Origin of the sequence: Ruegeria meonggei (assembly GCF_042768335.1) — a bacterium.
In the GTDB taxonomy this organism is placed as follows: Bacteria; Pseudomonadota; Alphaproteobacteria; order Rhodobacterales; family Rhodobacteraceae; genus Ruegeria; species Ruegeria meonggei.
The window spans coordinates 3890554-3911584 of record NZ_JAXHBT010000001.1 but is presented as its reverse complement, the minus strand read 5'-3'; the positions used below and the strand labels follow the sequence as shown (position 1 = coordinate 3911584).

Below are 21031 nucleotides of genomic sequence, written 5' to 3'. Positions count from 1 at the left end.
GCGGCCCGGCCCAACGCATTGGATTTCGCCTCGTCAGAGACGCAGCCCAATGGGGCGAGAGAGGCCCTTAGCGGTCATCCCCTCCGGGGCCGATATCGTCCAGATAATCCTCGTCAATTGCAGCCTGAACGGCACCGGTTACTGCCTCACGCTCTTTGGGAGTCAGGTTCTCAGTTTCTTTGCCATCGGCCAGACGCACGGTGACCTCGCGATGGGCAAACTTGATGCCTTCGCGCGCGAACAATTCCCGGATATCCTGATAGACCTTCTTACGCACCAACCACTGATCACCCGGTTTGGTCATGAACTTGACCCGGATGATCATCGCCGAATCCTGCATCTCGATCACGCCCTGCGATTTCAGCGGTTGAATGAAGTTTTCCCCGATCACCGGATCGCTCAGCATTTCCTGACCCAGCTTCTTGATCAGCTTCCGCACCTTTTCGACATCAGTGTCGTAGGTCACCCGCAGTGGTAACTTCATAATCACCCAGTCACGGGAATAGTTGGTCAGAACCTTGATCTCACCAAATGGAATCGTGTTCAGCGCGCCCAGATGGTGGCGCAGCTGGAAGGACCGAACCGAAATCTTTTCAACCGTCCCCTTCACATCACCGATGTCGATATATTCGCCTTTTCGGAACGCATCATCCAGCAGAAAGAAGGCGCCGGAAAAGATATCCCGCACCAGTGTCTGCGACCCGAACCCAACGGCCAGACCAACCACACCGGCACCCGCAAATAGCGGGCTGACATTGATGCCCAACTCCATCAGCGTGATCAGAACAATGGTGACGACAACCACCGCCAGTATTGCGCCCCGGAACAGCGGCAACAGCGTCGCCAACCGGCTTTGCCCGCCTTCGCCCCCTTCGTCGCCCAGTTCGGCCTCTTCCCCGCCCATGTCGGTTTCCTCGGCGATTTTCGAGTCGATCCAGATGCGGAAGAAATGGAATAGAATGTAGCCCATGAACAAGATGACCATCACATCAAGCGCACGCTCAATCGGCAGATCCTCGCTCCAGCTTGCGTCGGGGTTCCAGATGACGACCAGCGCGTAAAGACCAACAACAAAAGCCAGAATACCGGCCACGCGGCGCGCCAGGTCCTCATAAGTCAGGATCGTATGTTTACGCTTCTCGGCTTCGGCGGTTTCGTGGCGCATCGCGGCGTCTTCATCCACCTCAACCTCAGTCTCGGGGCTCACAACCGCCAGTTTGCGGTTGCGGTCAAAATACCGCTCTAGCAAATAGTTCATCGCGCCGTAGGCCACGACCACCGACATGAATATTCCATAGGTGCTGGCCACAATCGGAACCGAGTTTTCGTTTTCGAGCACCAGATCAACCGCCAGTTTGAACCAGCTGAACACGATGTAAAGCACCACAACTGGTGCCCAGGCGTAGGAAATGGAACGGGCGATCCATGACACCTGACCCGGCGCCCGTCCGCCACGCAGCGCGTTCGAAATGGCGCGGGCATTGAACAGGATCATCAGCACGTTACCCAGCGCACCAAACATGGTCAGACCGCCATAGACCATGGCGTAAACGTTGTAGTTCAGACCGAAATCCGCCACCCAGGTCGCAAACAACACCACCGAGATATCATAGGTCGCAAGGGCTGAGGCCCAGAAGTACAGCCGTTTGGCATCTCTGTCGGAAAACGGCGGAATACGGTACTGGCTCAGATAAGGCGACAGCACCATGCGCCACAGATCGGACACTGTGCGGGACAGGAAGAAGGCCGTGAATATGGCTGTGAGCGTGAATTGGACCGAGATGTCTTCGGCCTCGCCAAAGATCAGATACCCCACGATCAGGGCCATGATCATCGCAAAAATCGTGCCCCCGATCCCCATGACAAACCGAAAGACCAGAAACGGCATCTTTTCACGATACCCCTGCGGGTTATCTTTGGACCGCGCCACAACAACTCTTCTGGCGAGGCGTTTGCCATATATCTCGATGGACAACCAACGACCCAGCAGCAGGAACACGATGTTCCAGGCCAGAACTTCGACATAGGTCTGGATTCGACCATCCGGACTGGTTTGGCGCAGGACGTATTGCACCTCAAAAATCGAATATGGCAGCGCCTCGAGCCTGGATTCCATGGAATGCCGAAATTTCGAGAACCGCTCCTGCGCCTTCATAAGTTGCGATCCACCCGCCATCGGATCGTGCGGCTCTGCAGCATTTGCCGTGCTGCCTTGCTGTGCCCCGGATGACACAATCTGGCCGGTGCTATCGATGACAATCACGCTGGCACCAGAGTCGGTTGCGGCCTTGATCGCGGCGGCCAGATCACCGTCTTCGCTTGTGCCCGTTGTGGATTCAGAACCCGAACTATACCCGGGAATCAAAGACGTCTGCGCCGCGGCGCCTGTGGCAAAGGCCACTGCAAATGCCCAGATTATCAGAGAAAGTCCGGCAAACAGTTTGAGTTTCATCGCGTTTTCTGTCCAATTCGCATGTTGCGCCACAGGTTACATAAGCACCTGCCCGGGTACAAATATTCAGCATCGGGCTTCTCAATATCGTGTCAGGTCGTGTTCCCGGTGCAATGTTTGCACCAAGATGGCTTGCAACCCTGCAAAAACCGCATATGACAAACCCGACGAGATAAACAAGGATGGTTGCAAGTGCGGCACGCGCCGTATGCGCACTGGGCCACGTACAAGCCGGGGCGCAAGATGTTGCCAATTCGCAATGTTTTTTGAATTTGCACGACGTAAGCAATCCCTTTGGCAAGCGCCGACAAAGAATATACGATAACGGGTGTAAACGCGCGGATTTACACCGAGAAACACGACAGGCGAAGGCATGAGCCTAGGACAACACAACGACACATACGGCCGGGCGCCGCGCATCCTGTTCTATAGTCACGATACGTTCGGATTGGGTCATTTGCGGCGTTCACGCACGCTGGCCGGCGCGATAACGCAAGCCAACCCAGAGGCCTCGGCCTTGATTCTGACCGGATCACCGGTGGCCGGACGTTTCACCTTTCCACGCCGCGTCGACCATGTACGACTGCCGGGTGTAACCAAACGTGCCGATGGATCTTATGCAGCGCGCACGATCGGGATGGGTATCGAAGAAGTGACCGAGCTGCGCTCTGGCCTGATTCAGACCGCTGTTCAGCAGTTTGATCCGGACGTGCTGATCGTCGACAAAGAGCCCACCGGTTTTCGCGGCGAGCTGCTGCCCACTTTGGAAAGCCTTTTGCGCTCCAGGCGCACCAAACTGGTATTGGGCTTGCGCGATGTGCTGGACGAACCCGAAGTTCTTGCCGCCGAGTGGGAACGTAAAGAAGCCGTCGCTGCAACCGAGAAATTCTATAATGAGATCTGGGTTTATGGCATGCGCTCGATCTATGACCCGACCGAAGGATTGCCACTGAGCCCGGCGGCACAGTCACGCATTCACTGGACCGGCTATCTGCGCCGCGATCTCGGCCCGGTGGGTGAGCCGCCGGAACAGCCCTATATCCTGATCACACCGGGCGGAGGTGGCGATGGCAGGGCGATGGTGGACCTCGTGCTGGCCGCCTATGAACAAGATCCCGACCTGTCACCACGCGCTGTGCTGGTTTACGGCCCGTTCCTGTCGGGTGAGCTGCGCGAGGATTTTGAGGCGCGCGTTGCTGCGCTGAACGGGCGTGTGACAGCTGTGGGGTTCGAATCTCAGATCGAAACGCTGTTTGCCGGGGCCGCTGGCGTGGTTTGCATGGGGGGCTACAATACGTTTTGCGAGGTTCTGTCTTTTGACAAGCGCGCCGTCATCGTCCCACGCACAACGCCGCGCCTGGAGCAATGGATACGTGCTTCGCGCGCCGAGGGGCTGGGGCTGGTGCGGATGTTGGACGAATTCCGCGACGGGCTGACAACGGCCGCGATGATTAAGGCCATCCGCAATTTGCCGACCCAGGCCTTGCCGTCCGAGGCTATGCGGGATGGGCTGTTGGACGGGTTGGATTATGTGACTGACCGTGTGGATGCCCTGTTGCGCCGGGAACAGGAACGGGCCACCGGATGAGCTCAACCCAGCCGAAATTGGCGGTGTTGGTCAAAGGGTGGCCGCGCCTGTCCGAGACGTTCATCGCACAGGAACTGGTCGCCTTGCAGGATGCTGGCCACAGCTTTGACATCTGGTCCCTGCGCCATCCGACGGACGTTAAACGTCACCCGTTGCACGATCGGTTCAGCGGTCAGGTGCATTACCTGCCCGAATACCTGTACCAGGAACCACAGCGCGTCTGGGCTGCCCGCGACGCCGCGCAGCGCCTGCCTGGCTATGCCGAGGCCTATAAGGTCTGGCGCGCCGACCTGCGCCGCGATCCCACCCATAACCGTATCCGCCGGTTCGGGCAGGCCTGTGTGCTGGCCGCCGAACTGCCCGATGCAACGCAGGTGATGTACGCGCATTTCATGCACACACCGTCCTCGGTCGCGCGTTATGCCGCCATCATGCGCGGCCTGCCCTGGAGCTTTTCCGCCCACGCCAAGGACATCTGGACCTCTCCCGATTGGGAAAAAACCGAAAAGCTGCAGGCCAAAACCCATGGCGCAGCCTTTGGCGCGACCTGTACGGCCATTGGCGCAGATCACCTGCGCAGTCTGGCCGATGATCCCAAACGGGTCGATCTGATCTATCACGGTTTGGACCTGAGCCGTTTTCCAGCCCCTCCTGAACGAAATGTCCGCGAAGCGGATGGATCGTTTCACATGCTGTCCGTTGGACGGCTGGTCGAGAAAAAGGGGTTCGACCGCTTGATCGACGCGTTTGCCTTACTGCCAAAGGCACTCGATTGGCACTGGACCCATATTGGTGGCGGCACCCTTGGTGAGGCGCTGCGCAACCGGGCCGCAGCAGTTGGCGTGTCGCAAAGGATCACCTGGGCAGGGGCCTGTGACCAGCCCGGGGTCATCGCGGCCATGCGCGCGGCCGATCTGTTTGTACTGCCCAGCCGCATCGCCGCGGATGGTGACCGCGACGGGTTGCCAAATGTTCTGATGGAGGCCGCATCTCAGCTTTTGCCAATCCTGTCCACTCCGGTCTCAGCCATTCCCGAATTCATTGAAACCGGGACCCACGGTGTGCTGTCCGGCGATGACCCCGCCGCGCTGGCTTCTGCTATCACCCAATTGGCGGCCCAGCCCGACAAGTCAGCAGCCATGGCCACCAATGCCTATAACCGCCTGCTCGCCGAGTTCCGCATGGATCCCGGCATTGCCCTTTTGTCAAAACGGCTTAGCGCGTTGGGCGCAAGCAAAGACTGATGGCCCGGGTCGCCTTTTACACCCCGATGAAATCTCCGGACAGTCCGGTGCCATCCGGGGATCGTGAAATGGCGCGCAACCTGATGCGGGCAATTGCGGCGCCAGGGGACAGCGTTGATCTGGTATCCCGGCTGCGCGTCTACGACAAACATGGCGACACACAGATACAGGCCGAGCTGCGCCATGAGGCCGAAGCTGAGGTCCAACGGCTGATCGCTGAATTGCCCGCGGACACGGCGCTTTGGGTGACCTATCACAACTATTACAAAGCGCCAGATCTGCTGGGCCCGGCTGTGTGCAAGGCGCGGGACATCCTATATGTGCAACTGGAAAGCACCCGTGCGACCAGCCGCCTGAACGGTCCCTGGGCCGGGTTTGCCGAGTCCGCGCATGGCGCGTGTGACGCCGCTCGTGTGATCTTCTACCACACTGCAAATGACCTGATCACGCTGCAGCGGGATTGGGTCGCAGGTCAAAGCCTGGTGGAACTGCCGCCGTTTTTACCAAGCGCGGACCTGCCGCCCGCGTCCTCTTGCGATGGGCCGATGCTGGCGGTCGGCATGATGCGACACGGAGACAAGCTGGCCTCATATGACATCCTTGCGCAGACACTGGCGCAGTTAGGGGGGGATTGGGCATTGAACATCGTAGGGGATGGCCCGGCCCGCGCAGAGGTCCAAGCGCTCATGGCCCCGTTTGGCGACAAGGCCTGCTTTCTCGGCCAACTCGACCACGACACTGTACAGGCGCTGTACCAGACAGCCGCGTTGTTGGTCTGGCCCGGTGTGAACGAGGCATATGGCATGATCTATCTTGAGGCGCAGGCCAATGGTCTTCCGGTTGTCGCGCAGGACAGGCCCGGCGTCAGGGATGTGCTTGCCCAATCCGACTATCCGTCAATCGATGCAGGCCCTGAGGCGCTTGCCGCCAGACTACACAGCTTGCTGAACGACCGACCGTTGCGGCTGTCACTGGGTGCCAAGGCCCGCGACCGGATTGCCATGCGCCACCTTATGCCTGCGGCAACCGACCGGTTTTGGACGGCGGTTCGACCATTGGTCAGGGGGCAAACATGACCAAACTGGCCCTACTACGCCATGGTCACACACACTGGAACCGCGCGGGGCGCATTCAGGGGCGCAGCGACATTCCGCTGGATGACGATGCCCGGTCCGAGCTGGCAGCAGCGCGGCTGCCGGAACCCTGGGACCGCGCAGCCTTGTGGTCCAGCCCACTACTGCGGGCAAGTGAGACTGCGCGGCTGGTTTCCGGACATGATCCTCTCACCTCGGAGGCATTGACAGAGATGAACTGGGGCGATTGGGAAGGTTTGTGCGGCGTGGACCTGATTGCCGACCCAAACAGCGGATACCGCCACATCGAAGGCTGGAGTTGGGATTTTCGCCCGCCAAACGGGGAAAGCCCGGCCGAGGTCTGGACCCGATTGGAACCCTGGCTGAACGGTCTGAGTTCGGACAGCATCGCCGTGTGTCACATTGGCATCATACGGGTCATTCTGGCCCGGGCCTGGGGATGGGAATTTGCTGGTCCCGCCCCCTTTCAAATCAAGCGCAACCGCTTGTATATCGTGGATATGACAACACTGACTGCCCTGCCCGACCCTGTGCGCCTGATCCGGCCGGAGACGACCCAATGAAAGTGATGATCGTTGTTACCCATTTGCTGGGGACAGGGCACCTGAGCCGCGCCTTGACGCTGGGCCGGGCATTTGTGGAAGACGGGCACGAGACTTTTGTGGCAACCGGCGGGATGCCTGCGCCGCAACTGGACAGCGCCGGTATGACCCTGTTGGGTTTGCCGCCGCTGCGATCGGATGGCACTGATTTCACACGGCTGCTAACCCAGAGCGGCGAAGTCGCTGAAGAGGCCTATCACGCAGCCCGCGCAACTGCGCTGGTCAAGGCGGTCCAAAGTTTCGCACCGGATGTGCTGATCACGGAACTTTTCCCCTTTGGCCGTCGGTCCCTGGCCGCCGAGTTCCTTGCCGGTCTACAGGCGGCCCGCGACTTGCCAAGAAAACCGATCATCCTGGGCTCGATCCGCGATATTCTGGCCCCGCCGTCCAAACCGTCAAAGGCAGACCGCACTGAAGACATCGTTTGTGAATATTATGACGGTGTTCTCGTCCACTCTGACCAGAACGTCATTCCGCTTGCGGTCAGCTGGCCAGTCACAGATCGCCTAAACGACCGTCTGTACTATACCGGTTTTGTCGCTCCGAAGGCTCCGGCGCCACACCGCGAGGGCGTAGGCAAAGACGAGGTTTTGGTCAGCGCAGGTGGGGGATCGGTGGGCCAACCGATCTTTCGTGCGGCCATCGAGGCCGCCCGCCAGATGCCCAACAGGCGCTGGCGCCTATTGGTGGGCGGACAGGATGCACCGGCGCGTATTGATCAGCTAAGACAATTGGCAGGAGATACGTCGGTGATTATCGAGCCAGTGCGCCCTGATTTTCGCCAGATGCTGCCCCTGGCCGCAGCCTCGGTCAGCATGTGCGGCTACAACACTGCGCTGGATATTCTGCAATCCGGCACCCCTGCTGTATTTGTTCCCTTCGATGACGGAAAAGAGGTTGAGCAAAGCCTGCGGGGTCAAACCTTGTCCGAAATGCCCGCGACAAGTGTTTTGCCAAGCAAAAAACTGGATGGCGAGACGCTGGCCCGAGCCGTGGCTGAGGTTGTAACGTCAGACCCCCGACCGATATCCGATCGAGGCTTTGACGGGGCCACTAAATCGGTCGAAATTGCCAAACAGTTGAAGGCGCGGGCATGACCGCCGATTGGTGCCCTTTGGAGGCCGAACTCGCCCTATGGCAATCCCAAGCGCTGACATTGCCGCTGTGGTGGCGCGACGACGACGCGATTGCAGCGACATCTCAGCTTGAGGAGCTGACCAAGCTGTCGGAATCCCTTGCCCTGCCGGTGCATCTGGCCATCATTCCTCGGGACGCAGATGAAGAATTGGCAGAGCATGTCGCGCGCCACCTCACGCTGATCCCTGTTGTGCATGGCTGGGCACATCACAACAACGCGCCCCAAAATGAAAAGAAATCTGAATTCCGACTGCACCGGCCGATGGACAAGATCACCGACGATGCGCTTGCAGGATTGCAGCGCATGCAGACAGTGTTTGGGGACAGGCTGAACCCGATGTTCGTGCCGCCCTGGAACCGTGTCGCGCCCGAAGTGGTTCAGGAACTGCCGGGCCTGGGCTATCGCTTTGTCTCGACCGCGACGCCACGCAAGACGGCCACACCCGCGCCGGGGCTTGAGCAGATCAACACTCATCTAGACCCGATTGACTGGCGCGGAACCAGGGGGCTGGCCGATCCAAACATGCTGATCGACAAGACAGCTCAAATGCTACGCGACCGGCGCGAGGGGCGAGCCGATAACACAGAGCCGTTTGGCATCTTGACCCACCATCTGGTCCATGATCAAGACATCTGGACCTTTACCCAAGACCTGCTGCGCAGACTGCTGGCCGGGCCAAGTTATGTCTGGACCGCGCCGTCATCCAAACAGACCGGAGACCCCGAATGAGCCGACTGGATTCCATGCTGCGCCGCCTGACGGCCCAACGCGACGGGCTGAACTGGGCGGTGGCCCAGATATCGGATCTGGCTGGCGATGTTCTGGATATGGGGCTGGGCAATGGCCGCACCTACGATCACCTGCGGGAAATTCTGCCGAACCGGCGTATCTGGGTGATGGACCGAATGTTGCAATGCCATCCCTCCAGCACCCCTCCGGCCGAGGACTTCTTGCAGGGTGAGGCAGAGCCCATGCTTGAAAAGCTGGCTGCTGGCAACCACAGGATCGCGTTGGCACATTATGATTTCGGGCGCGGTATCAAGGCCGACGACGTGGCCGAGGCGGCACGTCTCAGCCCGCTGATCGCGCAAGTGATGATGCCAGGCGGGTGGCTGATCTCGGGCCAACCTTTGGTGGGCTTTGAACAGGTCAGCGGCCCGGACACAATCGCGCCCGACCGCTATCTGTTCTACAGGGCCTGATCAGGCGTTTCTTCCGCGCATGACTATGCGACCCGCCGCCCGCGCGACCATACGCCATTCAAAGCAGGTGCGCCTTCGCGCAGTCTGAACCGGATCACATCAGCACGGGTGCCGGCCCGCAACTCGCCCCGGTCGTCCAGCCCGACAACCTGCGCGGGGGTCTGCGTTACGGTCTTCAGACCGCGCGCCATGTCGCCCCAGATCTCCCCCAGCCGGGCCGCGGAAAGCAGCAAGGCGGCTGGAACGTAATCCGAAGACAAGATATCGAGATGCCCCATCTCGGCCAGTTCATGCGCTGCAACATTGCCGGAATGCGATCCGCCCCGGATCACGTTCGGTGCCCCCATCATCACCTTGATGCCTTGCACGTGACAGGCACGGGCGGCCTCAACCGTGGTGGGGAATTCAGCCAGTCGAATACCGTGACCGGCCGAGGTACGGACTTGCTCCTCTGTGGTATCGTCATGGCTGGCCAGCATGGCACCGAAACGATTGGCAGCCTTGACCGTCTCAGCCTCATGTTTGTCGCCGTTTCGGTCCCGCATCGCCTTGAGGTCAGCAACATGCTGCAGGAACCCATCACCCTCAAGCCCCAGCTTGCCTTTCAAGTAAGCTTCAAGCTTTGTGATATCGCGGAACTGCCGCTGACCCGGCGTGTGATCCATTAATGAGACCAGGCCTACGCGGTCTTCGGGGCCAAACTCGTTGAGTTCTTCGACCAGAGTTTCCGAGCAAACTTCAGCCCGCAAATGCAGGAAGTGACTGATCTTGAGCGCGTCCTGTTCCCGCAATTGCCACAGCTCGCGCGACAGGCCGCGCGCGTATTTCACATAACGCTGCCCCGAAGGGATAGAGCCCACGCGCATCGCATCAAACACGGTGGTGATCCCAGTGCTGGCCAGCTCGGCATCATGGGCCAGAATCGCCGCCGCGTGGGGCCAGTCGACCTTGGGGCGCGGCTGGATGTGGCGTTCCAGATTGTCGGTATGCAGCTCGACCAGCCCGGGGCAGACATAGTCACCACCACAGTCAATCGCCCCGGCGGGCACGGTTGCCCCGGTGGCGATTTCTGTAATCGTCTCACCCTCAATCCGCACGCTGCCGGTTACGGTCTCATCCGGAAGAACAAGCGTGGCATTGGCAAGGATCATATCTTCTGTCATCTGAACTTCACACGGTTTGAGCTATTGGAAAGGCCACGCATAGGAGGCCAATGTGACATTCACGCGATACGCGATTTATTTTGCGCCACCGGCCGGGGCCGCGTGGACACATTTTGCGACCAACTGGCTGGGCTGGGATATGGAAACCGGGCAAGAGGTCGCCCATCCTTTGATTGACGGCGTGGACGTTGATGCCGTGACCCAGGTACCACGCAAATACGGGCTGCATGCCACCATGAAGCCGCCGTTTCGCCTGCACGAAGGTCAGTCTCTTGACGCGCTGTCCAAAGCCTGCGAACGGCTGGCTCAGTCGCGCCCTAGGGTGACTTTGGACGGGTTGGAGATCGCCAGGTTGGGTCGGTTTCTGGCCCTGCGCCCTTTGGGCGATGAAACCGCGCTGAGCGCGCTGGCGGCGGCTTGTGTCCGCGATCTGGACGATTTCCGCACCCCCGCGCCTGTGGCCGAACTGGAACGCCGCCGTGCCGCCGAATTGACAGCGGAACAGGACGCCAATCTTGTTCAATGGGGCTATCCTTACGTCATGGGATCTTTCCGATTTCACATCACGCTGAGCGGTAAACTGGACAAGGCAACACTGGCAACGGTCGACGCCACGCTGCAATCGCGGCTGATGCAGTTGCTGCCGCGCCCGTTTCAGATCAATGATCTGGCATTGGTGGGCGAGGCCGAGGATGGGCGGTTTCACCTGATCCAACGTTACGTCCTTTCCGGTTGAAGCCGGGCAAGGATAGCGACAATCGTCGGCTCTAACGGTCCGGAGTTGTCGATCTCGATCACCTTCGCCAATCCGTCCGGCAACTGAGTCTGCGCCCGCGCCAGCCGCAGCGCCTGTTCGGTTTTGCCTTCCCGGCCGCGGGCAGACAAGCGCTGTGCCAGAACTTCTGGGTCAGCGGTCAGAGAGATTACGATCAGGTCGCCAAATACATCCTGCGCCTGCACCAATACGGATCGCGACAAGTTCACAAGCACCGCATCCGCGTGGCACCGCAGGTCTTCAACCTCTTTGGGTACGCCGTAAAGCAGGCCATGCGCGGCCCAATGCAATGCAAACGCTCCGTCTTTCGCCCGTTTTTGAAAGGTCTCGACGCGGACACGATCAAAATCCTCTCCGTCCTCACCCTCGGGGCGGGTGATCACGCGGCGCACCCGCTGAATTCCTGGCGCCCGGGACGCTAGCGCCTCCATCACGCTGTCCTTGCCAACGCCCGAAGGGCCAACGACCGCTATGACTGGCGCGCGGCTCATGCGGCCATACCGGGGGTAAAGCCCGATACGTCAATCTCGCGGTCGCACACCTGATGTCGCGCCTCGACATCATGAAAAATACCGATGATGGCCGCGCCACGGGCCTTGGCCTCTTCGATCAGGGACAAGACCGTCTCGCGGTTCTTCTGGTCCAAGCTGGCGGTCGGTTCATCCAGCAACATGGCCGGGTACCCATAAGAAAATCCGCGTGCAATATTAACGCGTTGCTGCTCACCGCCCGAAAACGTCGTCGGACTTAGATCCCACAAGCGCTCGGGGATGTTCAATCGCGTCAGCAATTCGGTGGCCTTGTCCAGGGCGTCTTTCCGGTCACATCCAACGGCCAACAGCGGTTCGGCCACCACGTCTAATGTTGGTACGCGCGGTACCACACGCAGGAACTGGCTGACATATCCCAGCGTTTCCCGCCGCAGCGCCAGTATCTGGCGGGGTTCAGCCTGGGCCACATCCAGATCACCAACCCATACTTGCCCTGACGCCGCCAGGTAATTCCCATAAATGACGCGCATCAGCGTTGATTTTCCTGCGCCTGAGGCACCGGTCAGGGCGACGCATTCCCCGGGCGCAACTTTTAACGACGCTGCCGCCATCACCGGAATAACAGCGCTTCCCTGATTGTGCAGAGTAAAGCTCTTGCTGACGTTTTTGAGTTCAATCATGACCTTCACCCTCAGACCTGTAACACGCTTGAAACCAACAACTGGGTATAGGCGTGTTGTGGATCGTCCAGCACTTGATCGGTCAGCCCGGCCTCAACCACGCACCCGTCTTTCATAACCATCAGCCGGTCCGCCAGCAGGCGCACCACAGCCAGATCGTGGGTGACGATGATGGCGCTCAGCCCCATCTCACGCACCAGCCCGCGCAGCAGGTCCAACAGCCGCGCCTGAACCGAAACATCAAGCCCGCCGGTCGGTTCATCCATGAACACCAGCCGAGGGCCGGTTACCAGATTGCGCGCGATCTGCAGGCGCTGTTGCATCCCGCCGGAAAACGCCGTCGGGCGGTCATCCACGCGGGTCTCGCTGATCTCGACCCGGCCCAGCCAATCGATCGCCTTGTCACGGATCGCGCCATAGTGGCGATCTCCGACGGCCATGAGGCGTTCACCGATGTTACCGCCGGCACTTACAGACATGCGCAACCCGTCGCGGGCGTGTTGATGCACAAAGGCCCAGTCCGTTCGCCCCAGCATCCGCCGCTCGGGTTCGGACATTGTCAATGTATCCACCGGCCCGTCTGTCCGTGTATCAAAGATCACACGGCCGCCATCGGGTTCCAGATGCCCCGCCAGACAATTCAGCAGCGTCGACTTGCCCGAGCCGCTTTCACCTACTATCCCCATCACCTCGCCGGGGTAGAGTTCAAAGCTGACATCGGTGCAACCGATGCGCGCGCCGTAGGTTTTTCGGATATCCTGAACACTCAGCAAAGGGGTCATATCGCTCACCTCGGATCGTAGGCAAATTCGATCCGGTTGCCGCCAGGCTCCTGGATCATAAAATGGATCTTCGGACCCTGGCCAGACGGTTCTGGCGAAAACTCGACAGTCACACCGGGCCAGTCTTTCACCGCATCAAAGACAGCCTTCAGGGCCTCTTCGTCCGGCACTTTGAACGCCGCATGATGCAGGCCGACATGGGCATGCCGGTCAAAACCGCGCTGATGTTCCCCTTTTTGCTGCCACAGGGTCAAAACTGCCGCGCCATTGCTGACGAAGGCTGATGGGTATTCGGGTTTACCCCCGACCACGTCCCAGCCCAGTGCATCGACAAAGAACGCCTTGGATGCGTCCAGGTCTGCGACCGTCAGGCCCAGATGATCAATTCCCAAGACATAGTCGCGCATCATGCTGCGTTCTCCTCGGCCAACCGGCCCAATTGGCCTGCCGCGCGACGCGACCGGCAGTAATCGGTGTCCGAACAGACAAACATCCGGTTGCCCGCGTCATCCATGATTACCTCATCCAGATAGCTGTCCTCGGCCCCGCACAGATCACAGGGGTGATCGGCTTTGGTCGCCTCGAACGGGTAGTCTTCGAAATCGAGGCTCACCACTTGTGTATGCGGCGGCACCGCGTAAATCCGCTGCTCGCGCCCTGCGCCAAACAGCTGGATCGCGCCCATCTCAAGCTTGGGATTATCAAATTTCGGGATCGGAGACGGATCCATCACATAGCGCCCCGACACTTTGACCGGATAGGCATAGGCGGTCGAGATCGCCCCGTGTTGGCTGATATCCTCGTACAGTTTCACATGCATCAACCCGTATTCCTCAAGGCTGTGCATCTTGCGCGTTTCGGTCTCGCGCGGCTCAAGAAACCGCAATGGTTCCGGGATCGGCACCTGATAGACGAGGATCTGGTCTTCGCGCAGCTTTACCTCTGGGATGCGGTGGCGGGTTTGAATGACCGTTGCTTTTTCGGTTTCCTCAGTGGTCTCGACCCCTGCGGTGTTCTCAAAGAACTTACGGATCGACACGGCGTTGGTGGTGTCATCCGCGCCCTGATCGATCACCTTGAAGGTGTCGTCCGGCGTCAGCGTCGCGGCCGACACCTGCACACCGCCGGTACCCCACCCATAAGGCATGGGCATTTCACGGCTCGCGAAGGGCACCTGATATCCGGGCACAGCCAGACCTTTCAGGATAGCCCGGCGGATCATGCGCTTGGTCTGCTCGTCCAAATATGCGAAGTTATACTCATTCATTTGATGTATCACTTTGGTTTTTGGTGTTGTTGTGGACGTATTCTTGATTTGCTTGTTCTTTTTTATCGTTATGCTTTACCTGTTTTGGCAGCGCGTCCATTCCCGTCGACGGCACAAGTCGATACAGCGCGACCCGACCGCTCGCTGGAACGCCATCGATACGTCGACCTATGCCGCGCGCGCCCGCAAAACCCCGATCGACGAGGAGCACCAGCAGAAATTCGCCTATGAAAACAGAAGCCTCCGCTAGAGGCACAGCCAGCCCCTTCAGGATGACCCGGAAGACCCTGTGCATGGGTAGTTTGTTGCAGCTTGCAATTTTGTGCCCGCTCAAGACATATCTCTTTACGATGTTTCGAACAGAGAACCGAATTTGCCGGACATAACTTTCACTGAAATCTCTCTGATCTTTGGCACGCTGGCTTTCGTTGTTTTTGTTTGGAGATTGCCTTCTCGAAAGGGTCGGCCTCAGCAGAACCGAAATTCCCACGACAATTCGGGAGGCGGATGGATTTCGGGTGGTGATGATTTCGGTGGCGGGGATTGTGGTGGCGGGGCAGACTGAACTCATTCGACCGCCTCCCTTGGTGTGATCCGTTCCTCAGCCTCGCGACGCAATTTGCGGACCAGTTCCAACTCGGACTGGAAGTCAACGTAATGCGGAAGTTTGATATGTTCCAGGAACCCAGTCGCCTGGATGTTATCCGCATGGCTTAAAACGAATTCCTCGTCCTGTGCCGGTGCGCCCAGATTGTCTTCGCCGAGTTCCTCCCACCGCAAGGCCCGGTCTACCAGTGCCATCGCGATGGATTTGCGTTCTGATTGGCCAAAGACCAAGCCATAGCCACGCGTGAATTGTGGCGGTTCGGTTTTGGAGCCCTTAAACTGGTTCACCGTCTCGCATTCGGTCAGCTCAACTTCGCCGATCTCGATGGCGAAGCCCAGTTCGGGAATGTCCATCTCAACCGCGACCTTGCCGATCCGCAACTCTCCGACAAAGGCGTGGTTGCGGGCATAGCCACGTTGGGTCGAATAAGCCATTCCCAGCACAAATCCCTCATCCCCGCGCGTCAGGGACTGCAGGCGCAGGGGACGGCCCGCGGGAAACTCCATCGGCTCGCGGGTCAGATCACCGGGAATGTCATCGCAAGGCGGCTCATCCTGAATGATACCCTCGCCCTGTAAGAATTCGGTAATATGCGGCGTTACCTCTTCGCGCGGATGCGCTTTGGGCGTGGCGGGCAGTTCGCCCTCAGCCGCCAGTTTGAAGTCTAGCAATCGGTGGGTGTAGTCGAATGTCGGGCCCAGAACCTGCCCTCCTGGCGCATCCTTGAACGTGGCCGAGATTCGCCGATCACACGTCATCTCACTTGTCTTCACCGGGTTGGAAGACCCGAACCGGGGCAGCGTCGTGCGATAGGCACGGATCAGAAAGATCGCCTCGATCAGGTCTCCGCGCGCCTGCTTGATCGCCAGAGCGGCCAGGTCGGGATCGAACAAAGACCCCTCGGCCATAACCCGATTCACCGCAAGGCTTAGCTGTTCGCGAATCTGAGCGATGCTAAGCTCTGCCACGTCTGTCGATCCCCGCCGCTCTTCGGCCAGCCAGGCATGAGCGTTGTCGATGGCCTTTTCGCCCCCTTTGACGGCAACATACATCGCTTAACCCTCCGCCTTGATCTGCGTGCTGCGCGGCAGGGCCGCAACCCGGTCACCACAGGTGAAAAAGAAGTCACAGCCCAGCGGATAAAGCGCCGCATTGGCCTGAAGCACTGGAACGTCGGGCAAGGACAGATAAGAGATTTCTCGTATCCCAGGCCCTGTCAGTGCAGCACCCTTTTGATGCAAGTCATCACATTCAACGATCAAAGTGGTGGATCGATCGGGGTATTCCGCTGTTCCGATCCGGTACCTGCCCATCGGCCGCAGCGCTCGCCATGTCCCGACTGCAAAATCCGCGCTTGCTGCATCTGTGATCGGCGCGCCGGTATGAAAGGTAAGCCATTGGCGAACGGCGTCCGTGTCAGCCGCCCCCGCCAAATGTACTTTGGTGTCCGGATCGCACAACGTCAGCAACAATGTACCCGAAGCCACGGACAAGGGCACGGGCGGCTGCCCGCCCGAGATCGCACGGATCTGACCCGGGCGCGCCATCACCGTCATGGCCGCCCGAAATGCGTGTGCCGCGTCAATTGGCGCGTCGCAAAACCCACCGGAGAATTGAGTTTGCTGGGTCATCAGCCCTCTCCCCGTACCATCGTGAAAAACTCGACCTTCGTCGCGGCGGCTTTGGCGGCGCGCGACGTCTTGGCGTCCTGCATTTGCTGACGAAGCGGGCCGATCACCCGGGCGTGCAAGTCGTCGGCGGCAGTGGTCTGCATCAAGGCATCAATCAGCGCAGCCGTCTGCGCTTTGGGTTTTGAGCGTCCCTGCACATAGCCATGCCCCACTGTTCCGTCGCCCAGGACTAAGGAACAACGCGTGACTGTCATTTCACCTAGGTTAAACGGAGCCCCTGTGGCGCCGGTCCGCCCACGGACCATGACGCCGCCCACTTCGGGACTGCGCAGCCATTCAAAAGCTGGCTGTGCCTCATAAGCGCCCCACAGCTCCATCAACATTTGCCCTGGTGCGCGGGCCAGCAGACCCATCCATTCCTGACGCGCTGCATGCGCGATTTCTGTGTGTTCTGACATCAAAGCCTCTTGGCCGGGTTGTCTAATTATACTATACAACTAGACAAATATTACACCCAAGCGCAGTGACTCGCAATCCGTGTATCGTGAAAGTTTGATGACATGAGCAAAACGCCGGTTTGGAAAAGCATCGCCCTCAGTCTGACTTCAGACATAGCGGAAGGGCGATACAACACCGGAGATCAACTGCCGACCGAGGCGCAACTGGCGGCGCAGCACGGGGTTAACCGACATACCGTGCGGCGGGCCTTGTCGGATATGGCCGAGCAAGGGCTGGTGCATCCTCGCCGTGGCGCAGGCGTGTTTGTGGCAGCACGGCCAACCGATTATCCGATTGGAAAGCGAGTCAGATATCACAAGAGCATCTCTGCAAGCGGCAAGATACCGGGCAAAAAGATCCTATCGCTGACGACCCGCGTAGCCGATGATAGTGAGGCTGAGGCCCTGCAGCTTACTCCCGGTGACACTGTTCACGTCTACGATGGCCTGTCGTTGGCGGATGGACAGCCCATCGGCTTGTTTCAGAGCGTTTTCCCGGCGGAACGACTTCCCGACATACTAGACGCCCTGTCGGAAACTCAATCAGTGACAAGAGCGTTGCAACGCTGCGGAGTCGAAGATTACACCCGCGTCTCAACCCGCCTGACCGCGCGGGCGGCAACACCAACGCAGGCACTGCACTTGCACCTGACCGAAGGCGCGCCGGTTCTGTTTTCAGTTGGGGTCAACGCCGACACCACCGGCATTCCGGTTGAATATGGCCGCACTGTTTTCGCAGGTGAACGCGTTACGCTGACGATGAACGAAGACTAGACGTCCATGGGCTCCCGCCCGTCTTCAACCTCCTTGCGGAGGTCTCATCCCGTTGGGCGTGGCGCCGCGCGGCGCGCGGCCCAAGGCCGCCAGCGTGTATCGGCGCAGCCAATGCACGTGCGGGCGCGGGAGCACCTGCTGTCAGGCTTGGTGTTTTTCGTATTTTTCCAAAAACGCCTCGGCCTTCAGCGCGCGGAAATCAGGCAAAGCCAAACGAAGACGCGCGTTGTCCCAATCCCACCAGGCCATCGCCATCATGCGTTCTGCAACGTCCTCAGAATACCGTCGGCGGATCGGATCGGCGGTCACGCCGCCGACGATCGTGTAAGGTGCAACATCCTTGGTCACTACAGCGCCCGCAGCCACAACTGCACCGTGGCCAATCGTGATCTCGGGCTTGATGATGGCGGCATGACCAATCCACGTATCATGACCGATACGGGTAATGCGACTGGCGCGGTGTTCGAACCATGTGGCATCTACTTCTACGTCATCCCAGTAATCCGCCGAGCGATACAGGAAGTGATGCAGCGATGCCTTCTCCATCGGGTGATCCGTCGCGCCAATCCTCGTAAAACTGGCGATGTTGGCGAATTTCCCGATCTCGGCATTGGCGATGTCGCATGTGCGGTCGCAATAGGAATAGTCCCCGATGACTGCATTCGCCACGCGCGTTCCAGCGCCGATTTCAACATATTCACCAAAGGTCGCGTTTGTAATCGCGCAATCCGGGTGGATAAACGGTTGATCCGAACGAAGACGTGCCATGAGTATACCTTGTATCCCGGGTGGTTCAGACCGCTTGGGCGACCTTGGCCCGTTTCCGCTTTGGCGAGGTTTCCCCCTGAATCAAACGCCGGCGCAACCAGCCCGAGAACCAATCCATCAGCATGACCATCAGAATGATCAGGATGATGTAATAGGCCACCTCTTCCCAGTCCTTCTGCGTGATAATGGCTTGTGTCAGCAGCAAGCCGATACCGCCCCCGGTAATGGCACCAATCACGGTGGCACTTCGTGTGTTGGATTCGAGGAAGTACAACAGCTGGCTGAGCAATACCGGCGTCACCTGCGGGATCACACCAAAGCGATAGCGTTGCGGCGCATTGGCCCCGGTGGATTGCACCCCTTCGATCTGCTTTTGGTCGACGTTTTCCAGTGCCTCCGAGAAGATCTTGCCGAAGGTGCCGGTATCGGTCACCAGAATGGCCAGCGCACCGGTCAGAGGACCGGGGCCAAAGGCGCGGGCCAGCACCACAGTCCAGATCAGCGCATCCACCCCGCGCACGAAATCAAAAACGCGCCGGGTCAGGAACCGAGCGGATTTCAGCGGGTTGAAGTTCCGCGTCGCCAGGAAAGCCAGCGGCAGGGCAATCATGCCCGCGCCCAGTGTGCCCAGAAAAGCCATCAGGATCGTCTCAAAAATAGCCCAGGCCACATCCTGGTGCCGCCACATCTTGTTGGTCCAAAAATCGTCCAGGATCGCACCCGCCTCACCCGAGGCCGCAAGACCGGCCAGTTGAGACGGGGATTTGCCGTAATACGGGCTGTCGAGGGTGAACCAGAACAGCTCCCATCCGGTGAAGTAGCGAAACACCTCTGAACGGTTGCGCGTCACCGTCAGGCGGCCCGCATCCGTGGTGATCGCCATCCGGTTCTTTGACACGTTGATCCAGTCTGGCACCTCACCCGCGGGCAATTCGGGCTGAACGCCCGCCGAACGGGTTGGCGTTGCACGCACTGTGCCATAGCCGGGAATGTCATATTCCACCGTCTCGGGACCAAAACGCACAACATGGCCGTCTTCCAGATCGATCACCGTGGTTGCCCCAAGGGCGACCCAGTCCGGGGCCTGACCGTCGGGATAGGTTCCCTTGCGTTCGCCCTCGATAGAGACCGATACCTCGCCATTTCGGTTGTCCCGCGCAACGTGGGTTTTATAGCTGTAACTGTCCGCAACCAGCGTTTTACCGTTTTCCCAGTTCGCCCGCCCAGCCAAGCCCGCTACGTCAAAGGCAAAGAAAACATAGGCCAGATAGGCCAGCATCAAGGCTGGCATGCCAAAATTCACCAGCCTCTTGCGGCTGAACAGACGGTCGGCCTCGGCCTTGAGCTCATCAATGCTCAGGTCTGTGGCAAAGGTGCTCATGCCCGGGCTCCTTTCTCGAATCCGTGAGTCAGGCGGTCGCGCAGCAGGCCGGACAGCTGATCAACCACGACAATAGTGACAAACAACAAAAGGAAGATCGCAGCCGCCTGATCATAGCGCCCCTGCCCCCAGGACATCGAGTTGCGCAGCTCGTACCCCAGACCACCCGCACCGACAAAACCCAGAATGGCCGAGGCGCGGATGTTGATTTCGAACCGCAGCAAGGCATAGCTGACATAGTTAGGGCCAACCTGGGGGATCACACCCAGATACATCCGTTGCGACCAGTTAGCGCCAACCGAATGCAACCCCTCGACCGGTTTCAACGAGGCGTTCTCGTTCACTTCGGAAAACAGCTTGCCCAGCGCGCCAGCGGTGTGGATGGCAATCGCAATCATCGCCGGAACCGGGCCACCGCCCAGCACAAAGATAAGAACCAGCGCAATCACAATCTCGGGGATCGCGCGGCAGATATCAGCGATGCGGCGGAACAGCGGGATCAGTGCCGGCCACATGGCCATACCCCGCGTCGACATCAGGGCCAGAAACGTGCCCGCAATGGTGCCGATCAGGGTCGAGGCAGCAGCGATGTTCAGCGTTTCAACTAGCGCAGGGAAGAACGTGACCAGGTTTTCCGGCAGCGCACCGATCTTTTCCCACGCCTCGGACAGAACCTCGGTCGGATAGTCGAATATTCGATGCCAGCCGTCGACAAAGCTGCCGGCATTGCGGTCATCTGCGGTGCGGAAACCAGCGGCCATCAAGGCCACAAAAACGATCAGAAGGATACCACCATAGACCCGCTTGCGTCGTGTCATCTCGGAATAGTCGGCCTTGATCTGGTCGACGCCGTGGGTCCCTGCGGACAGGTCTGTCATGGAATGCTCCTGAGTGG

The 21031-nt window shown here is 59.4% G+C and carries 23 protein-coding genes; 9 read left to right on the top strand and 14 right to left on the bottom strand.

What is annotated here, in order from left to right; genetic code table 11:
* Positions 1-67: 67 nt before the first annotated feature.
* Positions 68-2452: a mechanosensitive ion channel family protein gene (locus SJY13_RS19550; protein WP_377193319.1), complete on the bottom strand. Its 2385-nt coding sequence runs from the start codon at positions 2450-2452 to the stop codon at positions 68-70.
* Between the two features lie 373 nt (positions 2453-2825).
* Here SJY13_RS19550 and SJY13_RS19545 point away from each other — a divergent pair, with 373 nt between their 5' ends.
* The 7 genes from SJY13_RS19545 to SJY13_RS19515 are packed head-to-tail and all read left to right on the top strand — an operon-like array spanning position 2826 to position 9320.
* Entirely contained in the window at positions 2826-4040 is a 1215-nt protein-coding gene (locus tag SJY13_RS19545) for a glycosyltransferase family protein (RefSeq protein WP_377193317.1), read from the top strand.
* Positions 4037-5284: a glycosyltransferase family 4 protein gene (locus SJY13_RS19540; RefSeq protein WP_377193315.1), complete on the top strand. Its 1248-nt coding sequence runs from the start codon at positions 4037-4039 to the stop codon at positions 5282-5284. Before SJY13_RS19545 ends, SJY13_RS19540 begins: the two co-directional genes overlap by 4 nt.
* Positions 5284-6360, top strand: a complete 1077-nt coding sequence (locus tag SJY13_RS19535) for a glycosyltransferase family 4 protein (protein WP_377193313.1) — start codon at positions 5284-5286, stop codon at positions 6358-6360. Before SJY13_RS19540 ends, SJY13_RS19535 begins: the two co-directional genes overlap by 1 nt.
* The gene (locus SJY13_RS19530; RefSeq protein ID WP_377193311.1) at positions 6357-6941 is read left to right on the top strand and encodes a histidine phosphatase family protein; all 585 of its coding nucleotides are present in this window, start codon (positions 6357-6359) and stop codon (positions 6939-6941) included. The genes SJY13_RS19535 and SJY13_RS19530 overlap by 4 nt, the downstream gene beginning before the upstream one ends.
* Positions 6938-8077, top strand: coding sequence for a glycosyltransferase family protein (locus SJY13_RS19525; RefSeq protein ID WP_377193309.1), 1140 nt, complete (start codon positions 6938-6940; stop codon positions 8075-8077). The genes SJY13_RS19530 and SJY13_RS19525 overlap by 4 nt, the downstream gene beginning before the upstream one ends.
* Positions 8074-8847, top strand: a complete 774-nt coding sequence (locus SJY13_RS19520; protein ID WP_377193307.1) for a polysaccharide deacetylase family protein — start codon at positions 8074-8076, stop codon at positions 8845-8847. The genes SJY13_RS19525 and SJY13_RS19520 overlap by 4 nt, the downstream gene beginning before the upstream one ends.
* Positions 8844-9320 (top strand): class I SAM-dependent methyltransferase, encoded by a 477-nt coding sequence (locus tag SJY13_RS19515; protein ID WP_377193305.1) that lies wholly within the window; start codon positions 8844-8846, stop codon positions 9318-9320. The genes SJY13_RS19520 and SJY13_RS19515 overlap by 4 nt, the downstream gene beginning before the upstream one ends.
* 23 nt (positions 9321-9343) lie before the next feature.
* On the opposite strand, the gene SJY13_RS19510 is transcribed toward SJY13_RS19515, so the two are convergent.
* Positions 9344-10483, bottom strand: a complete 1140-nt coding sequence (locus SJY13_RS19510; protein WP_377193303.1) for an alpha-D-ribose 1-methylphosphonate 5-triphosphate diphosphatase — start codon at positions 10481-10483, stop codon at positions 9344-9346.
* Positions 10484-10535: 52 nt separating this feature from the next.
* Between SJY13_RS19510 and SJY13_RS19505 the strand changes: the two genes are divergently transcribed.
* Entirely contained in the window at positions 10536-11219 is a 684-nt protein-coding gene (locus SJY13_RS19505) for a DUF1045 domain-containing protein (RefSeq protein ID WP_377193301.1), read from the top strand.
* Here SJY13_RS19505 and SJY13_RS19500 read toward each other — a convergent pair.
* Genes SJY13_RS19500 through phnG form a run of 9 tightly spaced genes read right to left on the bottom strand, consistent with a single transcriptional unit; the run spans position 11201 to position 17174 of the window.
* On the bottom strand, positions 11201-11749 hold the full coding sequence (locus tag SJY13_RS19500; protein ID WP_377193299.1) for an AAA family ATPase: 549 nt from the start codon (positions 11747-11749) through the stop codon (positions 11201-11203). The genes SJY13_RS19505 and SJY13_RS19500 overlap by 19 nt on opposite strands.
* Positions 11746-12429 (bottom strand): phosphonate C-P lyase system protein PhnL, encoded by a 684-nt coding sequence (gene phnL, locus SJY13_RS19495; protein ID WP_377193297.1) that lies wholly within the window; start codon positions 12427-12429, stop codon positions 11746-11748. Before phnL ends, SJY13_RS19500 begins: the two co-directional genes overlap by 4 nt.
* Before the next feature lie 11 nt (positions 12430-12440).
* Entirely contained in the window at positions 12441-13211 is a 771-nt protein-coding gene (gene phnK / locus SJY13_RS19490; protein ID WP_377193295.1) for a phosphonate C-P lyase system protein PhnK, read from the bottom strand.
* Between the two features lie 5 nt (positions 13212-13216).
* On the bottom strand, positions 13217-13621 hold the full coding sequence (locus tag SJY13_RS19485; RefSeq protein WP_377193293.1) for a VOC family protein: 405 nt from the start codon (positions 13619-13621) through the stop codon (positions 13217-13219).
* Entirely contained in the window at positions 13618-14478 is an 861-nt protein-coding gene (locus tag SJY13_RS19480; RefSeq protein ID WP_377193291.1) for an alpha-D-ribose 1-methylphosphonate 5-phosphate C-P-lyase PhnJ, read from the bottom strand. Before SJY13_RS19480 ends, SJY13_RS19485 begins: the two co-directional genes overlap by 4 nt.
* Positions 14471-15049, bottom strand: coding sequence for a hypothetical protein (locus tag SJY13_RS19475; protein ID WP_377193289.1), 579 nt, complete (start codon positions 15047-15049; stop codon positions 14471-14473). The genes SJY13_RS19480 and SJY13_RS19475 overlap by 8 nt, the downstream gene beginning before the upstream one ends.
* Positions 15046-16137: a carbon-phosphorus lyase complex subunit PhnI gene (locus SJY13_RS19470; protein WP_377193287.1), complete on the bottom strand. Its 1092-nt coding sequence runs from the start codon at positions 16135-16137 to the stop codon at positions 15046-15048. The genes SJY13_RS19475 and SJY13_RS19470 overlap by 4 nt, the downstream gene beginning before the upstream one ends.
* 3 nt (positions 16138-16140) lie before the next feature.
* Positions 16141-16716 carry a phosphonate C-P lyase system protein PhnH gene (gene phnH, locus SJY13_RS19465; protein WP_377193285.1) on the bottom strand — a complete coding sequence of 192 codons (576 nt, stop codon included), beginning with the start codon at positions 16714-16716 and terminating at the stop codon, positions 16141-16143.
* Positions 16716-17174, bottom strand: coding sequence for a phosphonate C-P lyase system protein PhnG (gene phnG, locus SJY13_RS19460; RefSeq protein WP_377193283.1), 459 nt, complete (start codon positions 17172-17174; stop codon positions 16716-16718). Before phnG ends, phnH begins: the two co-directional genes overlap by 1 nt.
* Before the next feature lie 102 nt (positions 17175-17276).
* On the opposite strand from phnG, the gene phnF reads away from it, so the two are divergent.
* Positions 17277-17987 carry a phosphonate metabolism transcriptional regulator PhnF gene (phnF, locus tag SJY13_RS19455; protein ID WP_377193281.1) on the top strand — a complete coding sequence of 237 codons (711 nt, stop codon included), beginning with the start codon at positions 17277-17279 and terminating at the stop codon, positions 17985-17987.
* Between the two features lie 141 nt (positions 17988-18128).
* On the opposite strand, the gene SJY13_RS19450 is transcribed toward phnF, so the two are convergent.
* The 3 genes from SJY13_RS19450 to phnE (SJY13_RS19440) are packed head-to-tail and all read right to left on the bottom strand — an operon-like array spanning position 18129 to position 21014.
* Entirely contained in the window at positions 18129-18755 is a 627-nt protein-coding gene (locus SJY13_RS19450) for a chloramphenicol acetyltransferase (RefSeq protein ID WP_377193279.1), read from the bottom strand.
* A 25-nt stretch (positions 18756-18780) separates the two neighbouring features.
* A complete protein-coding gene (gene phnE / locus SJY13_RS19445) occupies positions 18781-20136 on the bottom strand; it encodes a phosphonate ABC transporter, permease protein PhnE (RefSeq protein ID WP_377193277.1) in 1356 nt (451 codons plus the stop codon).
* On the bottom strand, positions 20133-21014 hold the full coding sequence (gene phnE / locus SJY13_RS19440; RefSeq protein ID WP_377193275.1) for a phosphonate ABC transporter, permease protein PhnE: 882 nt from the start codon (positions 21012-21014) through the stop codon (positions 20133-20135). Before phnE (SJY13_RS19440) ends, phnE (SJY13_RS19445) begins: the two co-directional genes overlap by 4 nt.
* Positions 21015-21031: the final 17 nt, after the last annotated feature.

Excerpts from the sequence above, each read along its gene's own strand:
- SJY13_RS19550 (WP_377193319.1), bottom strand. The coding sequence starts at position 2,452 with ATGAAACTCAAACTGTTTGCCGGACTTTCTCTGATAATCTGGGCATTT.
- SJY13_RS19545 (WP_377193317.1), top strand. The coding sequence starts at position 2,826 with ATGAGCCTAGGACAACACAACGACACATACGGCCGGGCGCCGCGCATC.
- SJY13_RS19540 (WP_377193315.1), top strand. The coding sequence starts at position 4,037 with ATGAGCTCAACCCAGCCGAAATTGGCGGTGTTGGTCAAAGGGTGGCCG.
- SJY13_RS19535 (WP_377193313.1), top strand. The coding sequence starts at position 5,284 with ATGGCCCGGGTCGCCTTTTACACCCCGATGAAATCTCCGGACAGTCCG.
- SJY13_RS19530 (WP_377193311.1), top strand. The coding sequence starts at position 6,357 with ATGACCAAACTGGCCCTACTACGCCATGGTCACACACACTGGAACCGC.
- SJY13_RS19525 (WP_377193309.1), top strand. The coding sequence starts at position 6,938 with ATGAAAGTGATGATCGTTGTTACCCATTTGCTGGGGACAGGGCACCTG.
- SJY13_RS19520 (WP_377193307.1), top strand. The coding sequence starts at position 8,074 with ATGACCGCCGATTGGTGCCCTTTGGAGGCCGAACTCGCCCTATGGCAA.
- SJY13_RS19515 (WP_377193305.1), top strand. The coding sequence starts at position 8,844 with ATGAGCCGACTGGATTCCATGCTGCGCCGCCTGACGGCCCAACGCGAC.
- SJY13_RS19510 (WP_377193303.1), bottom strand. The coding sequence starts at position 10,483 with ATGACAGAAGATATGATCCTTGCCAATGCCACGCTTGTTCTTCCGGAT.
- SJY13_RS19500 (WP_377193299.1), bottom strand. The coding sequence starts at position 11,749 with ATGAGCCGCGCGCCAGTCATAGCGGTCGTTGGCCCTTCGGGCGTTGGC.
- phnL (WP_377193297.1), bottom strand. The coding sequence starts at position 12,429 with ATGATTGAACTCAAAAACGTCAGCAAGAGCTTTACTCTGCACAATCAG.
- phnK (WP_377193295.1), bottom strand. The coding sequence starts at position 13,211 with ATGACCCCTTTGCTGAGTGTTCAGGATATCCGAAAAACCTACGGCGCG.
- SJY13_RS19485 (WP_377193293.1), bottom strand. The coding sequence starts at position 13,621 with ATGATGCGCGACTATGTCTTGGGAATTGATCATCTGGGCCTGACGGTC.
- SJY13_RS19480 (WP_377193291.1), bottom strand. The coding sequence starts at position 14,478 with ATGAATGAGTATAACTTCGCATATTTGGACGAGCAGACCAAGCGCATG.
- SJY13_RS19475 (WP_377193289.1), bottom strand. The coding sequence starts at position 15,049 with ATGAGTTCAGTCTGCCCCGCCACCACAATCCCCGCCACCGAAATCATC.
- SJY13_RS19470 (WP_377193287.1), bottom strand. The coding sequence starts at position 16,137 with ATGTATGTTGCCGTCAAAGGGGGCGAAAAGGCCATCGACAACGCTCAT.
- phnH (WP_377193285.1), bottom strand. The coding sequence starts at position 16,716 with ATGACCCAGCAAACTCAATTCTCCGGTGGGTTTTGCGACGCGCCAATT.
- phnG (WP_377193283.1), bottom strand. The coding sequence starts at position 17,174 with ATGTCAGAACACACAGAAATCGCGCATGCAGCGCGTCAGGAATGGATG.
- phnF (WP_377193281.1), top strand. The coding sequence starts at position 17,277 with ATGAGCAAAACGCCGGTTTGGAAAAGCATCGCCCTCAGTCTGACTTCA.
- SJY13_RS19450 (WP_377193279.1), bottom strand. The coding sequence starts at position 18,755 with ATGGCACGTCTTCGTTCGGATCAACCGTTTATCCACCCGGATTGCGCG.
- phnE (WP_377193277.1), bottom strand. The coding sequence starts at position 20,136 with ATGAGCACCTTTGCCACAGACCTGAGCATTGATGAGCTCAAGGCCGAG.
- phnE (WP_377193275.1), bottom strand. The coding sequence starts at position 21,014 with ATGACAGACCTGTCCGCAGGGACCCACGGCGTCGACCAGATCAAGGCC.